The sequence below is a fragment of the Sanguibacter biliveldensis genome, from assembly GCF_033798665.1.
In the GTDB taxonomy this organism is placed as follows: domain Bacteria; phylum Actinomycetota; class Actinomycetes; order Actinomycetales; family Cellulomonadaceae; genus Sanguibacter; species Sanguibacter inulinus.
In genome coordinates, this window is the sequence record NZ_CP138359.1 from 1,918,444 (window position 1) to 1,937,820 (window position 19,377).

The 19,377-nt window shown below is 71.5% G+C and carries 21 protein-coding genes; 17 read left to right on the plus strand and 4 right to left on the minus strand.

Annotated elements, in window-relative coordinates; genetic code table 11:
• The first annotated feature begins 41 nt into the window (after nt 1-41).
• Together SANBI_RS08370 and SANBI_RS08375 are read left to right on the plus strand one after the other, a co-directional pair.
• On the plus strand, nt 42-1,214 hold the full coding sequence (locus tag SANBI_RS08370; RefSeq protein WP_319160741.1) for a YihY/virulence factor BrkB family protein: 1,173 nt from the start codon (nt 42-44) through the stop codon (nt 1,212-1,214).
• Between the two features lie 20 nt (nt 1,215-1,234).
• The gene (locus tag SANBI_RS08375) at nt 1,235-2,719 is read left to right on the plus strand and encodes an SDR family oxidoreductase (RefSeq protein ID WP_319160744.1); all 1,485 of its coding nucleotides are present in this window, start codon (nt 1,235-1,237) and stop codon (nt 2,717-2,719) included.
• Nucleotides 2,720-2,775: 56 nt separating this feature from the next.
• Here the strand turns inward: SANBI_RS08375 and SANBI_RS08380 are convergent, their stop codons facing one another.
• Nucleotides 2,776-3,753: a bile acid:sodium symporter family protein gene (locus SANBI_RS08380; RefSeq protein WP_319160747.1), complete on the minus strand. Its 978-nt coding sequence runs from the start codon at nt 3,751-3,753 to the stop codon at nt 2,776-2,778.
• Between the two features lie 267 nt (nt 3,754-4,020).
• Here SANBI_RS08380 and SANBI_RS08385 point away from each other — a divergent pair, with 267 nt between their 5' ends.
• Complete coding sequence (locus tag SANBI_RS08385) at nt 4,021-4,413, plus strand: VOC family protein (RefSeq protein ID WP_179912987.1); 393 nt, start codon at nt 4,021-4,023, stop codon at nt 4,411-4,413.
• Between the two features lie 69 nt (nt 4,414-4,482).
• Here SANBI_RS08385 and SANBI_RS08390 read toward each other — a convergent pair whose 3' ends face one another.
• Nucleotides 4,483-5,343, minus strand: coding sequence for a helix-turn-helix domain-containing protein (locus SANBI_RS08390; RefSeq protein ID WP_319160750.1), 861 nt, complete (start codon nt 5,341-5,343; stop codon nt 4,483-4,485).
• A gap of 258 nt (nt 5,344-5,601) precedes the next feature.
• On the opposite strand from SANBI_RS08390, the gene SANBI_RS08395 reads away from it, so the two are divergent.
• Complete coding sequence (locus SANBI_RS08395) at nt 5,602-6,420, plus strand: metal-dependent hydrolase (protein WP_319160753.1); 819 nt, start codon at nt 5,602-5,604, stop codon at nt 6,418-6,420.
• Between the two features lie 46 nt (nt 6,421-6,466).
• On the opposite strand, the gene nrdI is transcribed toward SANBI_RS08395, so the two are convergent.
• Nucleotides 6,467-6,910 (minus strand): class Ib ribonucleoside-diphosphate reductase assembly flavoprotein NrdI, encoded by a 444-nt coding sequence (gene nrdI, locus SANBI_RS08400; protein ID WP_319160755.1) that lies wholly within the window; start codon nt 6,908-6,910, stop codon nt 6,467-6,469.
• A gap of 181 nt (nt 6,911-7,091) precedes the next feature.
• On the opposite strand from nrdI, the gene SANBI_RS08405 reads away from it, so the two are divergent.
• The 10 genes from SANBI_RS08405 to SANBI_RS08450 all read left to right on the plus strand — a co-directional run bounded on the left by SANBI_RS08405 (nt 7,092) and on the right by SANBI_RS08450 (nt 16,180).
• Nucleotides 7,092-7,445, plus strand: coding sequence for a DUF1801 domain-containing protein (locus SANBI_RS08405; RefSeq protein ID WP_319160757.1), 354 nt, complete (start codon nt 7,092-7,094; stop codon nt 7,443-7,445).
• Nucleotides 7,446-7,518: 73 nt separating this feature from the next.
• Nucleotides 7,519-7,689 (plus strand): hypothetical protein, encoded by a 171-nt coding sequence (locus SANBI_RS08410; RefSeq protein WP_179912991.1) that lies wholly within the window; start codon nt 7,519-7,521, stop codon nt 7,687-7,689.
• A gap of 190 nt (nt 7,690-7,879) precedes the next feature.
• Nucleotides 7,880-9,901, plus strand: coding sequence for a threonine--tRNA ligase (gene thrS / locus SANBI_RS08415; RefSeq protein ID WP_408669744.1), 2,022 nt, complete (start codon nt 7,880-7,882; stop codon nt 9,899-9,901).
• The gene (locus tag SANBI_RS08420; protein ID WP_319160759.1) at nt 9,898-10,476 is read left to right on the plus strand and encodes an HIT family protein; all 579 of its coding nucleotides are present in this window, start codon (nt 9,898-9,900) and stop codon (nt 10,474-10,476) included. Before thrS ends, SANBI_RS08420 begins: the two co-directional genes overlap by 4 nt.
• Nucleotides 10,470-11,108: a phosphatidylinositol phosphate synthase gene (gene pgsA, locus SANBI_RS08425; RefSeq protein ID WP_056132516.1), complete on the plus strand. Its 639-nt coding sequence runs from the start codon at nt 10,470-10,472 to the stop codon at nt 11,106-11,108. The genes SANBI_RS08420 and pgsA overlap by 7 nt, the downstream gene beginning before the upstream one ends.
• A 3-nt stretch (nt 11,109-11,111) precedes the next feature.
• Complete coding sequence (locus SANBI_RS08430) at nt 11,112-12,065, plus strand: phosphatidylinositol mannoside acyltransferase (RefSeq protein WP_319160762.1); 954 nt, start codon at nt 11,112-11,114, stop codon at nt 12,063-12,065.
• A complete protein-coding gene (locus SANBI_RS08435) occupies nt 12,065-13,273 on the plus strand; it encodes a glycosyltransferase family 4 protein (RefSeq protein WP_319160764.1) in 1,209 nt (402 codons plus the stop codon). Before SANBI_RS08430 ends, SANBI_RS08435 begins: the two co-directional genes overlap by 1 nt.
• Nucleotides 13,270-13,974: a hypothetical protein gene (locus tag SANBI_RS08440; protein WP_056132524.1), complete on the plus strand. Its 705-nt coding sequence runs from the start codon at nt 13,270-13,272 to the stop codon at nt 13,972-13,974. The genes SANBI_RS08435 and SANBI_RS08440 overlap by 4 nt, the downstream gene beginning before the upstream one ends.
• Nucleotides 13,967-14,644, plus strand: a complete 678-nt coding sequence (locus SANBI_RS08445; protein WP_319160766.1) for an NUDIX hydrolase — start codon at nt 13,967-13,969, stop codon at nt 14,642-14,644. The genes SANBI_RS08440 and SANBI_RS08445 overlap by 8 nt, the downstream gene beginning before the upstream one ends.
• A gap of 84 nt (nt 14,645-14,728) precedes the next feature.
• On the plus strand, nt 14,729-16,180 hold the full coding sequence (locus SANBI_RS08450; RefSeq protein WP_319160768.1) for a DEAD/DEAH box helicase: 1,452 nt from the start codon (nt 14,729-14,731) through the stop codon (nt 16,178-16,180).
• A gap of 109 nt (nt 16,181-16,289) precedes the next feature.
• Here the strand turns inward: SANBI_RS08450 and SANBI_RS08455 are convergent, their stop codons facing one another.
• Complete coding sequence (locus SANBI_RS08455; protein WP_319160770.1) at nt 16,290-16,991, minus strand: hypothetical protein; 702 nt, start codon at nt 16,989-16,991, stop codon at nt 16,290-16,292.
• Between the two features lie 365 nt (nt 16,992-17,356).
• Here SANBI_RS08455 and SANBI_RS08460 point away from each other — a divergent pair, with 365 nt between their 5' ends.
• Genes SANBI_RS08460 through ruvA form a run of 3 tightly spaced genes read left to right on the plus strand, consistent with a single transcriptional unit; the run spans nt 17,357 to nt 19,365 of the window.
• Nucleotides 17,357-18,115, plus strand: coding sequence for a YebC/PmpR family DNA-binding transcriptional regulator (locus tag SANBI_RS08460; RefSeq protein WP_056132529.1), 759 nt, complete (start codon nt 17,357-17,359; stop codon nt 18,113-18,115).
• 8 nt (nt 18,116-18,123) lie between these two features.
• Complete coding sequence (ruvC, locus tag SANBI_RS08465) at nt 18,124-18,693, plus strand: crossover junction endodeoxyribonuclease RuvC (protein ID WP_056132532.1); 570 nt, start codon at nt 18,124-18,126, stop codon at nt 18,691-18,693.
• A 51-nt stretch (nt 18,694-18,744) separates the two neighbouring features.
• Nucleotides 18,745-19,365, plus strand: a complete 621-nt coding sequence (gene ruvA / locus SANBI_RS08470; protein ID WP_056132535.1) for a Holliday junction branch migration protein RuvA — start codon at nt 18,745-18,747, stop codon at nt 19,363-19,365.
• Nucleotides 19,366-19,377: the final 12 nt, after the last annotated feature.

Below are 19,377 nucleotides of genomic sequence, written 5' to 3' on the forward strand. Positions count from 1 at the left end.
CCGGCACAGCGACACCGAGACAGCGACACGACGGAGGACCCATGCCTGCCACCGGGGACAGCCACACGGACGAGACCGGCTCGACCGGTAGCAGCGCAGCCGGGGCGAGGAGGTCGACCGAGGAGTCGTCAGGTTCGCCCAGCTCCGCGGGAGCGACGCACCCCGACTCTCCGACCGACCTCACCAAGAGGTCGTGGAAGCTGGTGCTCCGCACCAGCCTGCGTCAGTTCACGCGGGACCAGTGCCCCGACCTCGCAGCAGCCCTGACGTACTACGCGGTCCTGGCCTCAGCCCCCGCGCTGCTCGCCCTCGTCTCGATCCTGGGACTCGTCGGCGACGGGGGAGCGCTCGTCGAGGACGTGCTCGGGATCGTCTCGTCGGTCCTGCCTGCGGACGCCCTGGCCACCGTGGAGCCTCTCATCGACCAGGTCGCCAGCCAGTCCTCCGGTGCGGGCATCGCCCTCGTCGTCGGCCTCGCCGGTGCCCTGTGGTCGGCCTCCGGGTACGTCGGCGCCTTCGGCCGGGCACTCAACCGCGTCTACGAGGTCGAGGAGGGGCGACCGATCTGGAAGCTGCGCCCCGTCAACCTCCTCATCACCCTCGCCGTCGCCGTCGGCGCGGCCCTCGTGGTCGTAGCGCTCGTCCTCTCGGGCGGGATCGCGGAGGCCGTGGGTGACACGATCGGCCTGGGGAGCGTCGCCCTCACGGTGTGGAGCATCGCGAAGTGGCCCGTCGTCCTGCTCGTCGTGATCGTCATGGTCGCGCTGCTGTACCACTCGACGCCGAACGTCAAGCAGCCCAAGTTCCGGTGGCTCAGCGTCGGCGCCGGTGTGGCGATCCTCGTGTGGGCGCTCGCCTCGGCAGGCTTCGGCGTGTACGTCGCGACGCTCGGCTCCTACGGCTCGACCTACGGCACCCTGGGGACAGTCATCGTCTTCCTCCTGTGGCTGTGGATCACCAACCTCGCGCTGCTCTTCGGCGCCGAGATCGACTCCGAGCTCGAGCGCGGACGCGAGCTCCAGTCCGGCCTGCCGGCCGAGGGAACCCTCCAGCTGCCCCCGCGCGACACCCGCGGCATCGAGAAGCGCGCCTCCAAGGCAGCCGACGACGTCGCCGAAGGCCGAGCGATCCGTCTGGAGGCCCAGCGCCAAGGACGCCACAGCGACGAGACCGGCCCCGCAGACGACGACTCCCACCCCGCGCGAGGACGCTGACCCGTACCTACCATCAGGAGATGACCTCACCCACCCTCGTCCTCGTGACGGGCGCGACCGGATACATCGGCGGCCGCCTCGTCCCACGCCTCCTCGCACAAGGATTTGCCGTCAGGGTCCTGGTCCGCACCCCCGCCAAGCTCGAGGGCGTCCCGTGGCACGACCAGGTCGAGATCGTCGAGGGCGACCTCAGCTCGGCCGACGACACCGAGAAGGCCTGCCAGGACGTCCACACGGTCTTCTACCTCGTGCACTCGATGGGTTCAGGCTCAGACTTCGAAGAGCAGGAGCGCGACACCGCCCAGCTCGTCGCCGACGCCGCAGAACGCTCCGGGGTCTCCCGCCTGGTCTACCTCGGCGGACTGCACCCCGAGGGCGTCGAGCTGTCGACGCACATGCGCTCGCGGACGGCCGTGGGCAAGGTCTTCCTCGACAGCCCGGTCCCCGCGATCGTGTTCCAGGCCGGAGTCGTCATCGGCTCGGGCTCGGCGTCCTTCGAGATGATCCGTCACCTCACGGAGAACGTCCCGCTGATGCCCGCCCCGAGCTGGGTCCAGAACAAGATCGAGCCGATCGCGATCCGCGACGTCCTGCACTACCTGGTGCACGCCCCGCTGGTCGACGCCGACGTCAACCGCACCTTCGACATCGGGTCGCGCGACGTCCTGACCTACGCCGCTCTGATGTACGGCTACGGCTACGAGGCGGGTCTGCCGCACCGACGCATCTACGCCCTGCCCATCCCGGCCCCGATGCTCGCCGGGTGGTGGGTCGCGCTGGTCACGCCCATCCCGCACTCGATGGCCGTGCCGCTGGTCCAGTCGCTCCAGCACGACGCCGTCGCGCAGGAGCACGACGTCGACGACGTCATCGCGCCCCCCGAGGCCGGGCTGACGGGGTACAGGCACGCCGTGCGTCTCGCGCTCAGCAAGATCGAGAACGGTGAGGTCGAGACGTCCTGGACCGGGGCGTCGTCGGGCAAGCCCTACGAGCCCCTGCCGAGCGACCCGGACTGGGCCGGTCGCACCGTCTACGTCGACGACAGGTCGCGCACGGGCGAGGCGCCGCCCGAGGCTGTGTGGTCGGTCATCGAGGGCATCGGCGCCGAGAACGGCTGGTACTCCCTGCCCGCCGCGTGGGTGATCCGCGGGCTGGCCGACAAGGTCCTCGGGGGAGCGGGCCACAACCGCGGCCGACGCAACCCCAAGACCCTCGTCGTCGGCGACGCCGTCGACTGGTGGCGCGTCGAGCACATCGAGCCCGGACGCCAGCTGCGGCTGCGCGCGGAGATGCTGGTCCCCGGCGAGGCGTGGCTCGAGCTCACCGCCGAGCCCGACGGCGACGGCACCCGTTACCGCCAGCGGGCGATCTACTTCCCCCGCGGCCTGTTCGGCAAGCTGTACTGGTGGGGCGTGTGGCCCTTCCACGGGCTGATCTTCCCGTCGATGGCCCGCAACATCCTCGCCAAGGCCGCGCGAGAGAGCGCGCAGGCACGACAGGCCTGAGCCGTCCAGCGACCCGCCGGCATCCCGCGCACCTGAGGTCTGGCTCCGGCCAGGCCTCAGGTGCGGGCGGGCTCCGGCTCGGCGGCGTCGCCCATGCGCCGGGCGATCACCGCGCAGACGATCAGCTGGATCTGGTGGAAGATCATCAGCGGCAGCACCATGATGCCCACGCTCGCGGCGGGCAGCAGGACCGTGGCCATCGGGACGCCGCTCGCGAGGGACTTCTTGGACCCGCACATGAGCAGCACCACACGGTCCGCGCGGCTGAAGCCCAGCTTCTTGCCCAGGACGCTGGTGAAGGTCAGCACGACCGCCAGGACCACGCAGCACAGGACCACGACAGCCACGACTGACCCGACGTCGACAGTCGTCCAGATGCCGTCGACCACGCCGTGGCTGAAGGCCGAGTACACGACGAGCAGGACAGACCCGCGGTCGGTCAGCGTGGTGAGCCGCTTGTGCGCCAGCACCCACGGGGCGATCCAACGCCGCAGCAGCTGGCCGGCGACGAAGGGTGCCAAGAGCTGCAGCCCGATCGTCCCGATCGAGTCGACCGCGAAGCCGACAGCCCCACCCAGGAGCCCGGCGACCAGCAGCGGGGTGAGCACCACCCCCGCGAGGTTCGAGAAGGACGCGGCGACCACGGCCCCGGCGACGTTGCCACGGGCGATCGACGTGAAGGCGATCGACGACTGCACGGTCGAGGGTAAGAGCGTGAGGAACAGCAGACCGAGCTTGAGGTCGTGCGGGACGACCGAGGACGGCACCAGCTGGACCGCCAGACCCAGCAGCGGGAAGACGATGAAGGTCACCGCGAGCACAGACCCGTGCAGGCGCCAGTCGCGGAGGGCGTCGACAGCCTCCTTGGTCGGCAGCCGCACCCCGTAGAGGAAGAACAACCACCCGACGGCGACCACGACAGCCACCTCGAGCCCCTCGGCCGCCTGCCCGCGCACCGGGAAGAACGACGCGACGACGACTGCGAGCAGCAACGAGACGACGAACCAGTCGACGCGTGCGACGACCCGCCTCACCGGACCCACGTGGTGACCAGCCTCTGGGAGAGGAGGGACGACGGCGCAGGACAGGTGCAGGACGGGCTCACGCGCCCCATCGTCCCATCTCACCCCCGGCGCGCGCGGCAGCGTCTCGTCGGAGCCCGTGTCCGCAGTGACAGGGCCGCCTTGCAGATCTGAGCCCGACGGACGTCCGGGTCCCGGCCCACGGGACCGGAGGGGGACAGACCGACGACGGCCGTTCTGTCCAAGACGACGGGGGAGCGGCGCGCCTAGCCTGGGGGCATGACACCTCGACTCGACATGGTCGGCCTCGTGACGACCGACATGCCCGCCACCCTCGCCTTCTACCGCCGCCTCGGCCTCGACATCCCCGCCGACGCAGACACCGAGCCCCACGTCGAGATCACCCTGGACTCGGGACTGCGCCTCGCCTGGGACACCGTCGAGACCATCCACAGCTTCGACCCGTCATGGACACCGCCCACAGGAGGGCACCGCAGCGCGCTCGCCTTCCTGTGCGACTCACCCGCCGAGGTCGACTCCGTGACCCACGCGCTCGAGGCCGCCGGGGCCACGGTCCACCACGAGCCCTGGGACGCGTTCTGGGGACAGCGCTACGCCACGGTCCTCGACCCCGACGGGACCCCCGTCGACCTCTTCGCGCCCCTCGGGTGACCGCGACGTGCGTCCTCCGCCCGTGGACGACGGGGGACGCACCCGCGGAGGACGGGAAGCCAGAGGGTCCTACCCGGCTGCCATACGGCCGGCGAACAACGCAGTGGGCGTGGTCCCCGTCAGGGCACGGACGTCCCGGGCGAGGTGCGCCTGGTCGCTGTAGCCCGCCCCGCCCGCCACAGCAGCCAGCGAGGTCTCGGTCCCGGCGAGGCGCACCGCAGCCTGGAGCCTGAGGACCCTGCGCAACGTCGCCAACCCGTAGCCGAAGAGCTCGTGGCTGTGCCGACGCAGCTGACGCTCAGACCAACCCGTCTCCCGGGCGATCTCGGAGACCTCGGCGCCGCGGGCCGACATCGTCAGCATCATCTGCCCGCTCACGCCCTGCTGCCGCGGAGACAGTGCCAGGACGACGCCCTCGATCGCCGTCGCGACAGCACCAGGGCCGCCAGGCGCAGCCCGCTCGACAGCCTCGGCGACGCCCCTGGACACCCGCGCCGACCACACCTCGTCGAGCGGGACCCGCTGGTCGCGCAGCTCGTGGGCTACCACCCCCAGCAGCGCCGGGGCCGTCCCCGGGGCGAGACGGAGCCCAGCGGCCACCTCGCCGGCCCGCATCTCGACGCTGTGCGCCCGCGTGTCCGGGCCGGCCACGACGAGCCGCCCGCCCGTCCACACGATGTCCATGCACGCGTCAGGGAGCACCAGCTCGGCTGACGCCGACTCCGACGCCGACGCCGACCCCGTAGCCGCGAGCGTGGGCGTGGCCTCGTGCGCTGCCAAGGGCATCGGGTCAGCGCTCGCGGACGAGGCCGTGGGGCCATCGTCCGTAGGTCCCGAGCGGCCCTGCATCGCGCCAGCAGGACCGGGCGAGCCAGCCGTGACCTGCCACAGGGCGGCGCCGCGGAGCTGTGCCGGACGTTCGCTGTACATCTCCCCATGGTCTCTCACGGTCCCGCCCCGGACGGGGTGAAGCCCTCTGTCGAACACCTGTTCGGACCGGTGATAATCTCGGCACCTCAACCACGCAGGTCGCAGCGTCCGGACGGGCACGAAGCCCAGCCGCAGGACTACCACCAGCGGCGACGCACCCGCAGCCTCACCCCGAAGACCCCGAGGAGACCCGACCGTGAACGCCCCGCCCACCGCGGCCCTCACCCCCTCCAGGCCCTCAGCCCGGAGCGCCGCCCGATGATGGGGGCCAGCCACGCCGTCTCCGGCGCAGCAGCCTGGGTCGCACTCACCTCGACAGCGCCCATCGCGCTCGGCACCCACCCCCTCGAACCCCAGGGAGTCATCCTCGGAGCCCTCGTCACCGCCGGCGCAGCCCTGCTGCCCGACGCCGACCACCACTCCGCGACCATCGCCCGCTCCGGCGGCTTCCTCACCCGCGGCCTCGCCGGCGCGGCGGGCGCAGCCTCGGGCGGTCACCGCCACGGGCTCCACACGGCGCTCGCGGCCGTGGGTGCGGCTCTGCTCACGGGCTTCGCGGACCGGCTCACGGCCACGGTCCCGCTGCTGGGGACCATCCCGCTCGGCTCGGCGCTCGTGCTGCTCGCGCTCGTCGCCTTCGCCAACAAGGCCCTCGACCTCGGGCGGTCCGGTGTGGTCAACCTCTGGGCTGGGGCGGCTCTCGTCACGGTGACCGTGCTCGCCTGGGCGCCCGAGCAGCTCGAGTGGTTGCCGCAGGCCGTGCTGGTGGGCTTCGTCGTGCACCTCGTCGGGGACCTGATCACCACGGGCGGGCTGCCGCTGCTGTGGCCCTTCCTGGTCAAGCCGCCGCGCAGGCTCCGCAAGGCTCCCGTGCTGCGACGGATCTGGTTGGCCAACGGCTACGTCGCGCTGCCTGTCCTCGGGCGGACGGGGTCGGCGCGCGAGCAGGCGCTGACCGCTGTCCTGAGCCTCTACGCCGGGGCGCTGGTCGTGGTCGCTGCGGGACAGCTGATCGGGCGCATCGGGAGCGCTGCGGGTGCTGTCAGCGCCGGGGGAGCGGTGGCCGGGCTGGGCTGAGGACGGTCATCGTGTCCTCGCTCGCTCGCTCGCTCGCTCGGACCGGTCACGTCCCCTGCGGCTCCCGAGCCTGACCGACCCCGTGCGCCTCGATCGCCGCGTCGAGGTCCGCGAGGATCTGCTGCGCCTCGGCCACGTCCCACTGCGTGCCCTGCAGCTCGAACTCGAACAGGACGGGTCGCCCCGACGCAGCGGCGATCTGGCGGCACGCGGCCTGGTAGTGCTCTCCGAAGTTCCGGTTGCCCGACCCCATGACCCCGACCATCAGCCGCCGGGTCTGCGGGTCCGACAAGAACCGTCGGACGGGTTCGGGGATCGTGTCGTTCTGCGGGTTGCCGGTCTTGTACGAGGGCGTCACGAGGACCCAGGGCCCGTCGGGGACGGACCGTCGGACCGCACGCTCGCTGAGGGGGTGCGCGGGCCGGCCGAGGCGCTCGGCGAACAGCCGGACCGTCCCTGACGCGCTCGAGTAGTAGTAGACCGGGATCATGCCTCCATGCTGCACCTGACTGCGGACACATGTCACCTTCTCCGTCGATCAGCCCCAACCAGGACGAAAGTCCCAGGGAGAGCTGCGGTCTGTCCCCGACAGGCGCGACACAGGCCCCGGTGCGATGCTGCTGGGCATGAGCCTCCGGGCGCCGAGGCTCCGACCGAAGGGCAGGACCGTCATGGCATCGATCCCCGTCTCCACCTACGTCGCTGGGCTCGCCGAGCCGCTGAGGGAGGTCGGCGAGCGTCTCGTCGAGATCCTCGACGCAGGCCTCGTGGGGCGTGAAGGCGTCATGTGGCACGGGCATCCCGTGTGGATGGACGGCAAGACCCCCGTCGCCGGCTTCAAGGCCTACAGCTCCTACGTGACCCTCATGCTCTGGCAGGGGCAGCGGATCGAGGACCCCACGGGGCGTCTGGCCGCGGCCGGCTCGGCCCAGATGGCATCGACCAAGATCGCGACGGTCGACGACCTCGAGGCCGACACCGTCCTGTCGTGGCTGCACGCCGTCGACGCGCTCCCGGCTGCGTGACCTCCGTCACGGGGTTAGGTTCGGTCCGAGACCCGGCGTCCGCCGGTGCTCACCAGCAGCGAGGGAGCAGGACATGAGCGAGCAGGGCAAGGGCGGGCTCGGAGAGTTCGCGGGCAAGGCGAAAGAGTTCCTCACCGACGACAAGATCGACTCGGTGGCCGACGCGATCAAGTCTGTCGCGCCGGACTCCGTCGACGCCAAGGTGGACCAGCTGGCAGAGAAGGCCAAGAAGGCCAACGACTGACACCACCTGGTCGCCAGCACCTCGGTCTGCGAGGGCTCGGCCCCGGCCCGACGTCCGACCTGGTCCGCGACGACGCGGGCGGGTGACGACGCGGCTGCACAGCCTGCCCCACGGGCCGCACAGGTGTCGGTACCATCGAGGGGCGCTCTCGGACGAGGGCGCCCCTCGATCGTCCTAGGAGAAGACCACCGTGCCTGAGTCGTCAGTGCTGCCCCCCGACGTCACCATCACCCTCGACGGCACGCAGACGACCGTGACCACCGCGACCACCGGCACCGAGCTCTTCGCGGACCGCAAGGACGTCGTCGTGGTGCGCGTGGGCGGCCAGCTCAAGGACCTCGCGAGCACCTTCGCCGACGGTGACGTCGTCGAGTCGGTGACCATCGACTCGCCCGACGGCCTCGACGTGCTGCGCCACTCGGCAGCGCACGTGCTGGCCCAGGCCGTCCAGCAGGTCAACCCGACCGCGAAGCTCGGCATCGGGCCGCCCATCAAGGACGGCTTCTACTACGACTTCGACGTAGCCGAGCCTTTCACCCCGGAGGACCTCAAGGCCCTCGAGAAGGCCATGATGCGGATCGTCAAGGAGGGCCAGACCTTCCGGCGCCGCGTGGTCACCGAGGCAGAGGCGCTCGTCGACCTCGCCGACGAGCCCTACAAGATCGAGCTCGTGAGCCTCAAGGGCTCGAGCGACACCGCGGCCGAGGGCGCCTCGGTCGAGGTCGGCGCCGGTGAGCTGAGCATCTACCAGAACGTCAAGCGCAACGGCGACGTCGCGTGGGAGGACCTCTGCCGCGGCCCGCACCTGCCGAGCACCCGCCTGATCGGCAACGGCTTCCAGCTCATGCGCTCGGCCGCCGCCTACTGGCGCGGCAGCGAGAAGAACCCGCAGCTCCAGCGTGTCTACGGCACCGCGTGGCCCACCAAGGACGAGCTCAAGGCGCACCTCGAGCGCCTCGCCGAGGCCGAGCGCCGCGACCACCGCCGCCTGGGGACCGAGCTCGACCTCTTCTCCTTCCCCGACGAGATCGGCTCCGGCCTCGCGGTGTTCCACCCCAAGGGCGGCATCATCCGCTCCGAGATGGAGCAGTACTCGCGCAAGCGGCACGTCGAAGAGGGCTACTCCTTCGTCAACACCCCGCACATCACCAAGGAGCAGCTGTTCCTCACGTCCGGGCACCTGGACTGGTACGCCGACGGCATGTACCCGCCCATGCACCTCGACGAAGAGCTCGACGCCGACGGCACCGTGCGCAAGGCCGGGCAGAACTACTACCTCAAGCCCATGAACTGCCCGATGCACAACCTCATCTTCGCCTCGCGCGGACGCTCCTACCGCGAGCTGCCGCTGCGCCTCTTCGAGTTCGGCACGGTGTACCGCTACGAGAAGTCCGGCGTCGTGCACGGCCTGGCCCGTGGCCGTGGCTTCACCCAGGACGACGCGCACATCTACTGCACCCGCGAGCAGATGAAGGACGAGCTCACCACCTCGCTCAACTTCGTCCTCGGCCTGCTCAAGGACTACGGCCTCGACGACTTCTACCTCGAGCTGTCGACCCGTGACCCCGAGAAGTCCGTCGGCACGGACGACGCGTGGGAGGAGGCGACCCGCACCCTCGAAGAGGTCGCGATCGCCTCGGGTCTCGACCTCGTGCCCGACCCGGGCGGCGCAGCCTTCTACGGCCCGAAGATCTCGGTCCAGGCCAAGGACGCGATCGGCCGTACGTGGCAGATGTCGACCATCCAGCTCGACTTCAACCTCCCCGAGAAGTTCGACCTCGAGTTCGCCGCCGCGGACGGCACCCGTCAGCGCCCGGTGATGATCCACCGCGCCCTCTTCGGCTCGATCGAGCGGTTCTTCGCCGTGCTCACCGAGCACTACGCAGGTGCCTTCCCGGCCTGGCTCGCCCCTGTCCAGGTCCTCGCGGTCCCCGTCGCCGAGCCCTTCAACGACTACCTCGCCGACGTCGTCGCGCAGCTGCGCAAGGCCGGCATCCGCGCCGACCTCGACGACAGCAGCGACAGGTTCGCCAAGAAGATCCGCACCGCCAGCACGCAGAAGATCCCCTTCGTGCTCATCGCGGGTGGCGAAGACGTCGAGGCCGGGGCCGTCTCCTTCCGCTACCGTGACGGTCGCCAGGAGAACGGCATCCCCGTCGCCGAGGCGATCGAGCGTGTGCTCGCTGCCGTGCGGGACCGGGTCCAGGTGTGAGCGAGCAGGCGACCGACCACCCGGGTGAGCCCGACGGTCTCGAGCGGCTCTGGACCCCGCACCGGATGGTCTACATCGGTGGGCAGGACAAGCCGGCCGACGCCACGCCGGGGGAGTGCCCCTTCTGCGCTGTGCCCGCGCGCAGCGACGAGGACGGCCTCGTCGTCGCGCGCGGCGAGCACGCCTACGTCGTGCTCAACCTCTACCCGTACAACGCCGGTCACCTGCTCGTGTGCCCGTACAGGCACGTCGCGGACTACACGGACCTCACGACCGACGAGGTCGTCGAGGTCGCCGAGCTCACCCGGACGGCCATGACGGTCGTCCGGGCGGTCTCGGCGCCGCACGGCTTCAACCTGGGCATGAACCAGGGTGCCGTGGCCGGTGCCGGGATCGCGGCCCACCTGCACCAGCACGTGGTGCCCCGGTGGGCCGGCGACGCCAACTTCTTGCCCGTCGTCGGGCGGACGAAGGCGCTGCCCCAGCTCTTGTCCCAGACCCGCGAGCTCTTCGCGGCCGCCTGGCCGGGTGCGCACGCAGCGCCCACCACATCGACGGAGGACGATCCGTGCTGAGCCGTCTGAGAGGCCTCATGGGGCGTCTCTTCCACCCCCTCGCCAAGGCGCTGCTGGCCGCGAAGGTCTCACCCGACGCGGTGACCGTCTTCGGGACCCTCGGCGTGCTCGTCACGGCGCTCTGGGCCTTCCCGACCGACCACCTCGTGGCCGGGGCGATCATCATCGGGCTCTTCGCCTTCCTCGACTCCCTCGACGGGACCATGGCGCGTCTCGCGGGTCGCTCGGGCAGCTGGGGTGCCTTCCTCGACTCGACGCTCGACAGGCTCGCCGACGCCGCGATCTTCTGCGGCCTCGCTGCGTATTTCCTGCTCCACCACGAGGGTCCGACCCGCGCCTGGGGCGCGACCGCCGCGATCGCCTGCCTGGTCATCGGATCGATGGTCTCCTATGCGCGGGCGCGTGCTGAGGGCCTGGGCATGACCGCGAACGTCGGCATCGCCGAGCGCGCCGAGCGCCTCGTGGTCTCGCTCGTGTGCGCCGGGATCGTGGGTCTCGGTGCCCCCGTCGGCGTGCTCGTGGTCGCGCTCGTCGTGCTCGCCCTCGCGAGCCTGGTGACCGTCGGCCAGCGGATCGCGACGGTGCGCCGGCAGGCGCTCGCCGCGGTCGTCCCGGCGACGAGCGAGGGCTGAGGCATGGCTCTCGACGCCGGCCGGCTCTTCCACCTCGCCTGGCAGCACGCCGGGTCTGTCCCGGCGCCCGTGCTGCGCGCGGTGACTGTCGCCGCGGCAGACGTGACCTGGTTGCTGCGCACAGGGGGTGTCCAGCAGCTGACGCGCAACCTCGCCCGCGCTCGCCCGAACGCCTCGCAGCGTGAGCTCCGCAGGCTCGCGCGTGCCGGCATGCGCTCGTACATGCGCTACTACGGCGAGGCCTTCGTCATGCGGCACGCGACGCCCGAGCAGGTCGAGGCCCGGGTCCGTGTCGTCGGCTACGACGAGGTCCGCGAGCTCGTAGGCCAGGGCATCACCCCCGTGGTCGCGCTGTCCCACCAGGGCAACTGGGACCTCGCAGGTGTCTACGCGAGCCAGCACATCGCCCCGGTCCTCACGGTCGCCGAGCGTCTCGAGCCCCCCGAGCTGTACGAGGAGTTCAAGGCCTTCCGCGAGGCCCTCGGCATGGAGATCCTCACGGCAGGAGACCCCGGCGTCTTCCGCACGCTGCTCCGCGCCGCCCAGAAGCCCGGCAGGATCATCTGCCTGCTGGCCGATCGCGACCTGTCGCACCGCGGCGTCGAGGTCGACTACCTCGGCACCCGCGCCCGGGTCGCCGTCGGACCCGCGGCCCTCGCGGTCTCCACGGGCGCACCGCTCGTGGCCGCCGGCATCTACTACGAACGGCTGACCGGGGCGCGCCGCGCCGCGGCCGGCACACCGTGGGGCATCGTCATCAGGTTCCACCCGACGATCGACGTACCGACCGAGGGCAGCACCAAGGAACGCATCCAGGCGGTCACCCAGAGGTGGGTCGACGACCTGGGCGACGACATCCGCGCCCACCCGCAGGACTGGCACATGCTGCAGAAGGTCTTCGTCGAGGACCTCGACGCCGCACGCTACGCACAGACCGTGCAGAAGTCGGAGAGCTGATGACCACGCGACGCCTCAAGGTGGGCATCGTCTGCCCGTACTCCTTCGACGTCCCGGGCGGAGTCCAGTTCCACATCCGTGACCTGGCCGAGGCCCTCATGGCCCAGGGCCACAGCGTCTCGGTGCTGGCCCCGGCCGACGACGACACGCCCATCCCCGACTACATCACGTCGGCCGGCAAGGCGATCCCGGTCAAGTACAACGGCTCGGTCGCGCGGATGACCTTCGGCCCGCGCACGGCGGCCAAGGTGCGCCGCTGGCTCAAGGAGGGGGAGTTCGACGTCCTCCACCTGCACGAGCCCGTCACACCGAGCCTGAGCATGCTCGCGCTGTGGATCGCCCGCGGCCCCATCGTCGCCACCATGCACACGGCCCTGATCCGCTCCCGCGCCCTGCAGGCTGCGTACCCGCTCGTGCGGCAGAGCCTCGAGAAGATCTCCGCACGGATCGCCGTGTCCGAGGACGCCCGCCGCACGCTCGTTGAGCACATGGGCGGGGACGCCGTGGTGATCCCCAACGGCGTGTACGTCGACACCTTCGAGGACGCCGAGGCCGACCCCCGCTGGACGGGTACCCCGGACGCCCCGACCATCGCCTTCCTCGGTCGTCTCGACGAGCCCCGCAAGGGACTGCCGGTCCTCACGGGGGCTGTGCCCGAGATCCTGCGTGCGATCCCGGGTGCGCGCTTCTTGGTCGCCGGCCGCGGGGACGACGGCCGCGACGCCGCCCTCGCCGAGCTCGGCGAGCACGCCGGCTCGGTCGAGTTCCTCGGGTCGATCACCGACGAGGAGAAGGCCGCGCTGCTCTCGTCGGTCGACCTGTACATCGCCCCGCAGACCGGGGGAGAGAGCTTCGGCATCGTCCTGGTCGAGGCCATGAGCGCGGGCGCGTGCGTCGTCGCGAGCGACCTCGGCGCCTTCGAGCGTGTCCTCGACGGTGGCCGCGCCGGTTACGTGTTCCGGGTGGGCGACAGCGCCGACCTCGCCCGCACGGTCCTCGCGGCCCTCGCCGACCCCGAGGACAGGGCACGGCGGACGGCACTCGCGTCGGTCGCCGTCCGCCAGTACGACTGGTCGACGGTCACGAGCCAGGTGCTCACCGTGTACGAGATGGTCCTCGAGGCGTCCCGCGCCCTCGGTGGTGTGGAAGAAGACCCGTCGTCGCTCAGCCTGCGACGACGCGGCGGCTGGACGGAGGTGACCCGATGACCTGGTCAGAGACCGCGGTGATCGTCGTGGCTGTCGTGCTGGTGCTCGGCTGGCTCGTGTGGGTCTCGGCGACACGCCTGGACAGGCTGCACCGCAAGGTGGTCGCCTCCAGGCTCGCCCTCGACGCCCAGCTGCTCCGGCGCTCGGCCGTCGCCACCGAGATCGCGACCTCAGGGGTCCTCGACCCTGTCAGCTCGGTGCTGCTCCTCGAGGCAGCCCGTGAGGCGTCGTCAGGCTCGGACGCCGGGGAGCGCGAGCTCGCCGTCGCCGTCCCGGACCTCGAGCCGCTCGTCCGTGCCCCTGACGCCGACGGGCGCGCCGGCCGCGGACCGTCTCGTGGCACGGTGTCCCGCGCGCTCGACGGTGACCTCGGCGACGAGAGGTCTCAGGCCGAGAGTGCGCTCTCCTCGACGCTGCGGGCTGTCCTCGACGACCCAGACGAGGTCGACGAGCTCTACTCGCTCCCCGAGGCCGAGCCGCTCCTCGACGCCCTCGCGGGGGCCTGGTACCGCGTCCAGCTCGCCCGCCGCTTCCACAACGAGGCCGTCGACCAGGCTCAGCGGATGCGCGCCAAGGTCTTCGTCCGAGCCGTGCGGCTCGCCGGGCGTGCGTCGATGCCTCAGACCGTCGAGCTCGACGACAGCTGGCCCCCGGCCCTGCGCCGTCCGCGCGCCGTCCCCGGGGCGACGACGGGTGCCTGAGGGCGCCACGCCCGGGGCCGACCGGTCAGACTTCCGGGCATCCCCGGAGCCTGCTGACGCGCGAGACGCTGCAGACGTCCCAGAGCCCACGGACGCCCAGCGCACTGCAGCGGCTGCGCTCGTCGCGGCGCAGGAGCGCAGCGTCCAGCTCGACGCCGGCTGGTCTGTGGGACCGACCGGGATGCGGACCCGCCACGCGGCCCGCGTGCTGCTCGTCGACGACCAGGACCGCGTGCTCGTCGTGCGCGGCCACGACGCTGACGAGCCCTCACGCCACTGGTGGTTCACCGTCGGCGGGGGCATCGACCCTGGGGAGAGCGCCCACGAGGCTGCGGTCCGTGAGGTCTTCGAAGAGTCCGGTCTGCGGGTCGCGCCCGAGGACCTCGTGGGTCCTGTCGTCACGCGGTCGGCGATCTTCGACTTCGCCCGCGAGAGCTGCCTCCAGCACGAAGAGTTCTTCTTCGCCCGTGTCGCCCACGACGGGCGCCTGGTCCGCGACGGGTGGACCGAGATCGAGACCGGGTTCATCGACGAGATGGCCTGGCTCACGACCACCGAGCTCCGCGCGACCACCGACGAGGTGTTCCCGCGGGACCTGCCCGACATCGTCGACGACCTCGTCGCCGGCTGGGACGGCGTGGTGCGCGCGATAGGTCTTGAGCGGGACTAGTGTGCGCCCGATCCCTGAACACCACCCCGGTCGGGCAGGACGCCTGGCGTCCTGCTCCGGCGCGGGCGCGAGAGGCACCCTGACATGACGAGCTTCGACGACTTCGCCCTGCCCGTCGCCGTGCGCGACGAGCTGGCGCGCCAGGGCCTGGACAGCCCCTTCCCGATCCAGGTCGCGACGCTCCCGGACACCCTCGCGGGCCGCGACGTGCTCGGCCGCGGACGGACCGGCTCGGGCAAGACGCTCGCCTTCGCGCTCCCGCTCGTCACGCGTCTCGCGGCGTCGAGCACGAAGCAGGCGGTCCGTCGGCCCCGCGGCCTCGTGCTGTGCCCCACCCGCGAGCTCGCGCAGCAGATCGACGCGACCGTCGCCCCGATCGCCCGGGCAGCGGGTCTGGTCACGACGGTGATCTACGGCGGCGTCACGCCCAAGCGCCAGATCTCGGCGCTCAACGGTGGTGTCGACATCGTCATCGCCTGCCCGGGGCGTCTCGAAGACCTGCTGAAGCAGAAGGCCCTCTCCCTCGACACCATCGAGGTGACGGTCCTCGACGAGGCAGACCACATGGCCGAGCTCGGGTTCTTGCCCGGCGTCCGGCGCCTGCTGAACAAGACGCCCCGGGGCGGCCAGCGGATGATGTTCAGCGCGACCCTCGACGGAGACGTCGACCAGCTCGTCGACAGGTATCTCGTCCGCCCTGCGGTCCACTCGGTCGACAGCGCCCGCTCGCCCGTCGCCGCCATGACGCACCACGTCTTCGCCGTCGACCCCGCAGACAAGAGCGCTGTCGTCGCGCGCCTCGCCTCAGGCACAGGCCGACGCGTGCTGTTCACCCGGACCCGGGTCCAGGCCAAGAACCTCGCCAAGATCCTCACGGCCCAGGGGATCCCCGCGGTCGAGCTGCACGGCGACCTCGCCCAGAACGCCCGTGAGCGCAACCTCGCCGCCTTCACGTCGGGCATCGTGCGGGTGCTCGTCGCGACAGACGTCGCGGCGCGGGGCATCCACGTCGACGAGGTCGAGCTGGTGGTCCACATCGACCCGCCGGCCGAGCACAAGTCCTACCTGCACCGCTCGGGGCGCACCGCCCGGGCCGGGCGCGGCGGTGACGTCGTGACGATCATGCTGCCCGAGCAGGCCGGCGAGGTCCGCGACCTCATGCGGCTCGCCCAGATCAAGGCCAAGCCCCAGAAGGTCGTCGCCGACGACGCCGCCGTCACCCGGCTGGTCGGGGAGGTCGCGCCGTACGTGCGTCCGTCCAAGACGACAGGCGCGGGTCAGGCCCTGCGCTCGGCGCGCGCCGTCGGCCAGCGCGGAGCGCGGGACCCCGAGCTGCCCGTCGGGCACGCTGCCCGCGAAGACTCAGGGACCCGCGGCGAGGGCACGACGCAGGGGAGAGGGACCTCGACGGACGGGGCCGCCTCGAGGAAGGCCCCCGCACCCCAGCGCGGTGCGACTGCGAAGGGCAACGCGGCGAAGGGCAAGGCTGCGAAGGGCAAGCCGGGCGCTGGCCGCCCGCGGCGTCCCACGTCCTGACCGGCACGAGCCTGCACCACTCCGCGCGGACGGAACGGTGCTGTGCGCACCGTCCCGCCGGTGCGCCACGGCGACACCGCGTCCGCGCGGACTGCCCAGAGCTCCTGTCTCAGTACCGCTGCGGCGGGTAGCCGTAAGCCCCGGCCTGCACGGCTGCCACCTTGCGCTGGTTGGACCTGCGGACCGCCCACCAGATCCAGCCGGCGATCGACAGCACCAGCCCGATCCCGGCACCGATGACCCCGGCGACGACGAGCGCGACACCCACGACGAGGTCCCGGGCGAGGTCGTCGACGGCCCCGGGATCGGCGACAGCCACGTCCCAGTCCCGCGTGACGGTCGAGACGACGTCGATCGTGTAGGTGCCCGCCGTGGTCGTCGTGAAGGAGGCGAAGCGCGAGACCGTGTACCCGTCGACAGAGAGATGGGTCGACTCGTCGACGGGGAGGACCCGGACCGGCTCGCCGTCGGGCCCGGTGACCTCGGCCGTGGCGCCGACACCCGCGGCGCTCGTCGCGTCGAGCGAGACCAGCGAATAGGTCCGTCCTGCCTCGGCGTCGAGGGTGAGGGCCTGGTCCGAGGGCCCGCGTGCGATGACCACCGACCCTGCCGACGGCCTGAGGGGGTCGGTCACGGCGTCGCGGAGCATGGTGATCCCCACGACCCCGACGACCACGGCCACCACGAGCGCCAGGACGCCGATCAGGGTGAGCACACGCGCGCCCCGGGTCGACGTCTTGGGCGGGGCAGGCATGTACGGCCCCTGGGGCTGCCACGCCCCCGGCTGGGGCGGCTGGTACGGCTGGCTCATGGGACTCCTCGGTGCAGGTGCAGACCGTCGCGAGCGGACGCACAGGGGGGGTGCAGGTCCGCCGAGCGTAGCGCTCTGAGCCGTGTGCAGCCGTAGCCACGTGTGGGTCCGAGCCCGCGCCGTGAGCCCGCAGGGGCCGCGTCGCAGCACCCGCCGAGGGCTCGTCGGGCCCTGGACGAGCACCGTCGGCGCGCGCCAGGCGCACGCCGAGGCTCTCGCCCCGGTAAGATCGACGCAGTCCGGCGCGGCTGCGCCGAGCCCTGACCCGTCCGGGAGCTGCCTGCGCAGCCCGCAGCGGTCTCGCGCTCGACCCGGCCACGTCATCGAAGACGTCCGCACCGATCGTTCGCAAGGAGTACTCAGGCATGTCAGGTCACTCCAAATGGGCCACCACGAAGCACAAGAAGGCGGTCATCGACGCCAGGCGTGGCAAGCTCTTCGCCAAGCTCATCAAGAACATCGAGGTGGCCGCCCGCACGGGCGGTGCTGACATCAGCGGCAACCCGACGCTCTTCGACGCGGTCCAGAAGGCCAAGAAGACCTCGGTCCCCAACGACAACATCGAGCGCGCGCTCAAGCGTGGATCCGGCCAGGAGGCCGGAGGCGCCGACTACCAGACGATCATGTACGAGGGCTACGGCCCCGGTGGCATCGCCTTCCTCGTCGAATGTCTGACGGACAACAAGAACCGCGCGGCCGCCGAGGTCCGCATCGCCTTCACGCGCAACGGCGGCCAGCTGGCCGACCCGGGTTCTGTCGCGTACCTGTTCTCCCGCAAGGGCATCGTCGTCGTCCCGAAGGAGGGCACCGACGAAGACTCCGTCCTCGAGGCCGTGCTCGACGCCGGCGGCGAAGAGGTCAACGACCTCGGCGAGGCCTTCGAGGTCCTGTGCGAGGCGACCGACCTGGTGCCCGTGCGCACAGCGCTCCAGGAGGCCGGGATCGAGTACGACTCCGCAGACGTGGTCTTCCACCCGTCGATGCAGGTCGAGGTCGACGCCGAGGGTGCCCGCAAGGTGCTCCGGCTCATCGACGCCCTCGAAGACTCCGACGACGTCCAGAACGTCTACGCGAACTTCGACGCCTCCGACGAGGTCATGGCCGAGCTCGAGAACGACGACTGACGCCACGCGTGCGCGTCCTCGGAGTCGACCCCGGCCTGACCCGCTGCGGCATCGGCGTCGTCGACTCCGTGACCGGTCGCCGCGCGCGCCTGGTCGCCGTCGGCGTCGCCATGTCGCCGCCCTCGTCGACCGTCGACGCGCGGCTGCTGCAGATCGCCGACGAGCTCGACACCTGGATGGACGCGCACACCCCTGACGTGGTCGCCGTCGAGAGGGTCTTCGCCCAGCACAACGTCTCCACGGTCATGGGCACCGCCCAGGTCGCCGGCCTGGCGATGGTGGCCGCAGCTCGTCGGGGCGTCCCGGTCGCGATGCACACGCCGAGCGAGGTCAAGGCCGCCGTGACGGGGAGCGGCCGGGCCGGCAAGGAGCAGGTGCAGAAGATGGTCGCGCAGATCCTCGGCCTCTCCGAGGTGCCGCGACCCGCCGACGCCGCCGACGCCCTGGCCCTGGCGATCTGCCACCTGTGGCGACCCTCGGCGATCCTCGACAAGGCTGAGCGCTTCGCGCAGACGCCGGCCCAGCGCGCCTGGGCCGCGGCCGAGCAGTCGGCGCGCCGCGCGAAGGGCACCCGGTAGCGTTGCTAGGGTTGTTCGTACACATGTTCGTCCCAGCAGATCGGTGAGCCCGTGATCGCGTCCCTGTCCGGAACCGTCCAGACCGTCCGTCTGGACAGTGCCGTCCTGAGCGTCGCCGGCATCGGCTACCTCGTGTACGCCACGCCGGCCACCCTCGCCACGCTGCGTGTCGGCGCGGAGGCGTCGCTGTCCACCTCGCTCGTAGTCCGCGAGGACTCCCTCACCCTCTACGGCTTCACCGACGACGACGAGCGCTCGGTCTTCGAGGCCTCGCAGACCGTCAGCGGCGTCGGGCCGCGGCTCGCGCTGGCGATGCTCGCCGTGCACACCCCCGACGGTCTGCGCCGCGCGCTGGCCGGGGGAGACGTCAAGGCGCTCACCCGGGTCCCTGGCATCGGTGCCAAGGGAGCCCAGCGGCTGATCCTCGAGCTCGGCGACAAGCTCGGTCAGCCGACAGGCCTCGACGCCGCGGGCGTGGCGCCCACGGCCGCCCTCGGCGACCAGCGCGAGCAGGTCGTCCAGGCTCTCGTCAGCCTCGGCTGGTCTGCCAAGGTGGCCGAGGACGCGATCGCGACGGTGCTCGACGAGTCGGGCGCCACCACGGTGACCACGGCAGACGTCCCCGTCGTGCTCAGGTCCTCGCTCAAGGTGCTCGGTGGACACCGTGGATGACGTCGACCCTGA

Excerpts from the sequence above, each read along its gene's own strand:
- SANBI_RS08370 (WP_319160741.1), top strand. The coding sequence starts at position 42 with ATGCCTGCCACCGGGGACAGCCACACGGACGAGACCGGCTCGACCGGT.
- SANBI_RS08375 (WP_319160744.1), top strand. The coding sequence starts at position 1,235 with ATGACCTCACCCACCCTCGTCCTCGTGACGGGCGCGACCGGATACATC.
- SANBI_RS08385 (WP_179912987.1), top strand. The coding sequence starts at position 4,021 with ATGACACCTCGACTCGACATGGTCGGCCTCGTGACGACCGACATGCCC.
- SANBI_RS08390 (WP_319160750.1), bottom strand. The coding sequence starts at position 5,343 with ATGTACAGCGAACGTCCGGCACAGCTCCGCGGCGCCGCCCTGTGGCAG.
- SANBI_RS08395 (WP_319160753.1), top strand. The coding sequence starts at position 5,602 with ATGATGGGGGCCAGCCACGCCGTCTCCGGCGCAGCAGCCTGGGTCGCA.
- nrdI (WP_319160755.1), bottom strand. The coding sequence starts at position 6,910 with ATGATCCCGGTCTACTACTACTCGAGCGCGTCAGGGACGGTCCGGCTG.
- SANBI_RS08405 (WP_319160757.1), top strand. The coding sequence starts at position 7,092 with ATGGCATCGATCCCCGTCTCCACCTACGTCGCTGGGCTCGCCGAGCCG.
- SANBI_RS08410 (WP_179912991.1), top strand. The coding sequence starts at position 7,519 with ATGAGCGAGCAGGGCAAGGGCGGGCTCGGAGAGTTCGCGGGCAAGGCG.
- SANBI_RS08430 (WP_319160762.1), top strand. The coding sequence starts at position 11,112 with ATGGCTCTCGACGCCGGCCGGCTCTTCCACCTCGCCTGGCAGCACGCC.
- SANBI_RS08435 (WP_319160764.1), top strand. The coding sequence starts at position 12,065 with ATGACCACGCGACGCCTCAAGGTGGGCATCGTCTGCCCGTACTCCTTC.
- SANBI_RS08440 (WP_056132524.1), top strand. The coding sequence starts at position 13,270 with ATGACCTGGTCAGAGACCGCGGTGATCGTCGTGGCTGTCGTGCTGGTG.
- SANBI_RS08450 (WP_319160768.1), top strand. The coding sequence starts at position 14,729 with ATGACGAGCTTCGACGACTTCGCCCTGCCCGTCGCCGTGCGCGACGAG.
- SANBI_RS08455 (WP_319160770.1), bottom strand. The coding sequence starts at position 16,991 with ATGAGCCAGCCGTACCAGCCGCCCCAGCCGGGGGCGTGGCAGCCCCAG.
- SANBI_RS08460 (WP_056132529.1), top strand. The coding sequence starts at position 17,357 with ATGTCAGGTCACTCCAAATGGGCCACCACGAAGCACAAGAAGGCGGTC.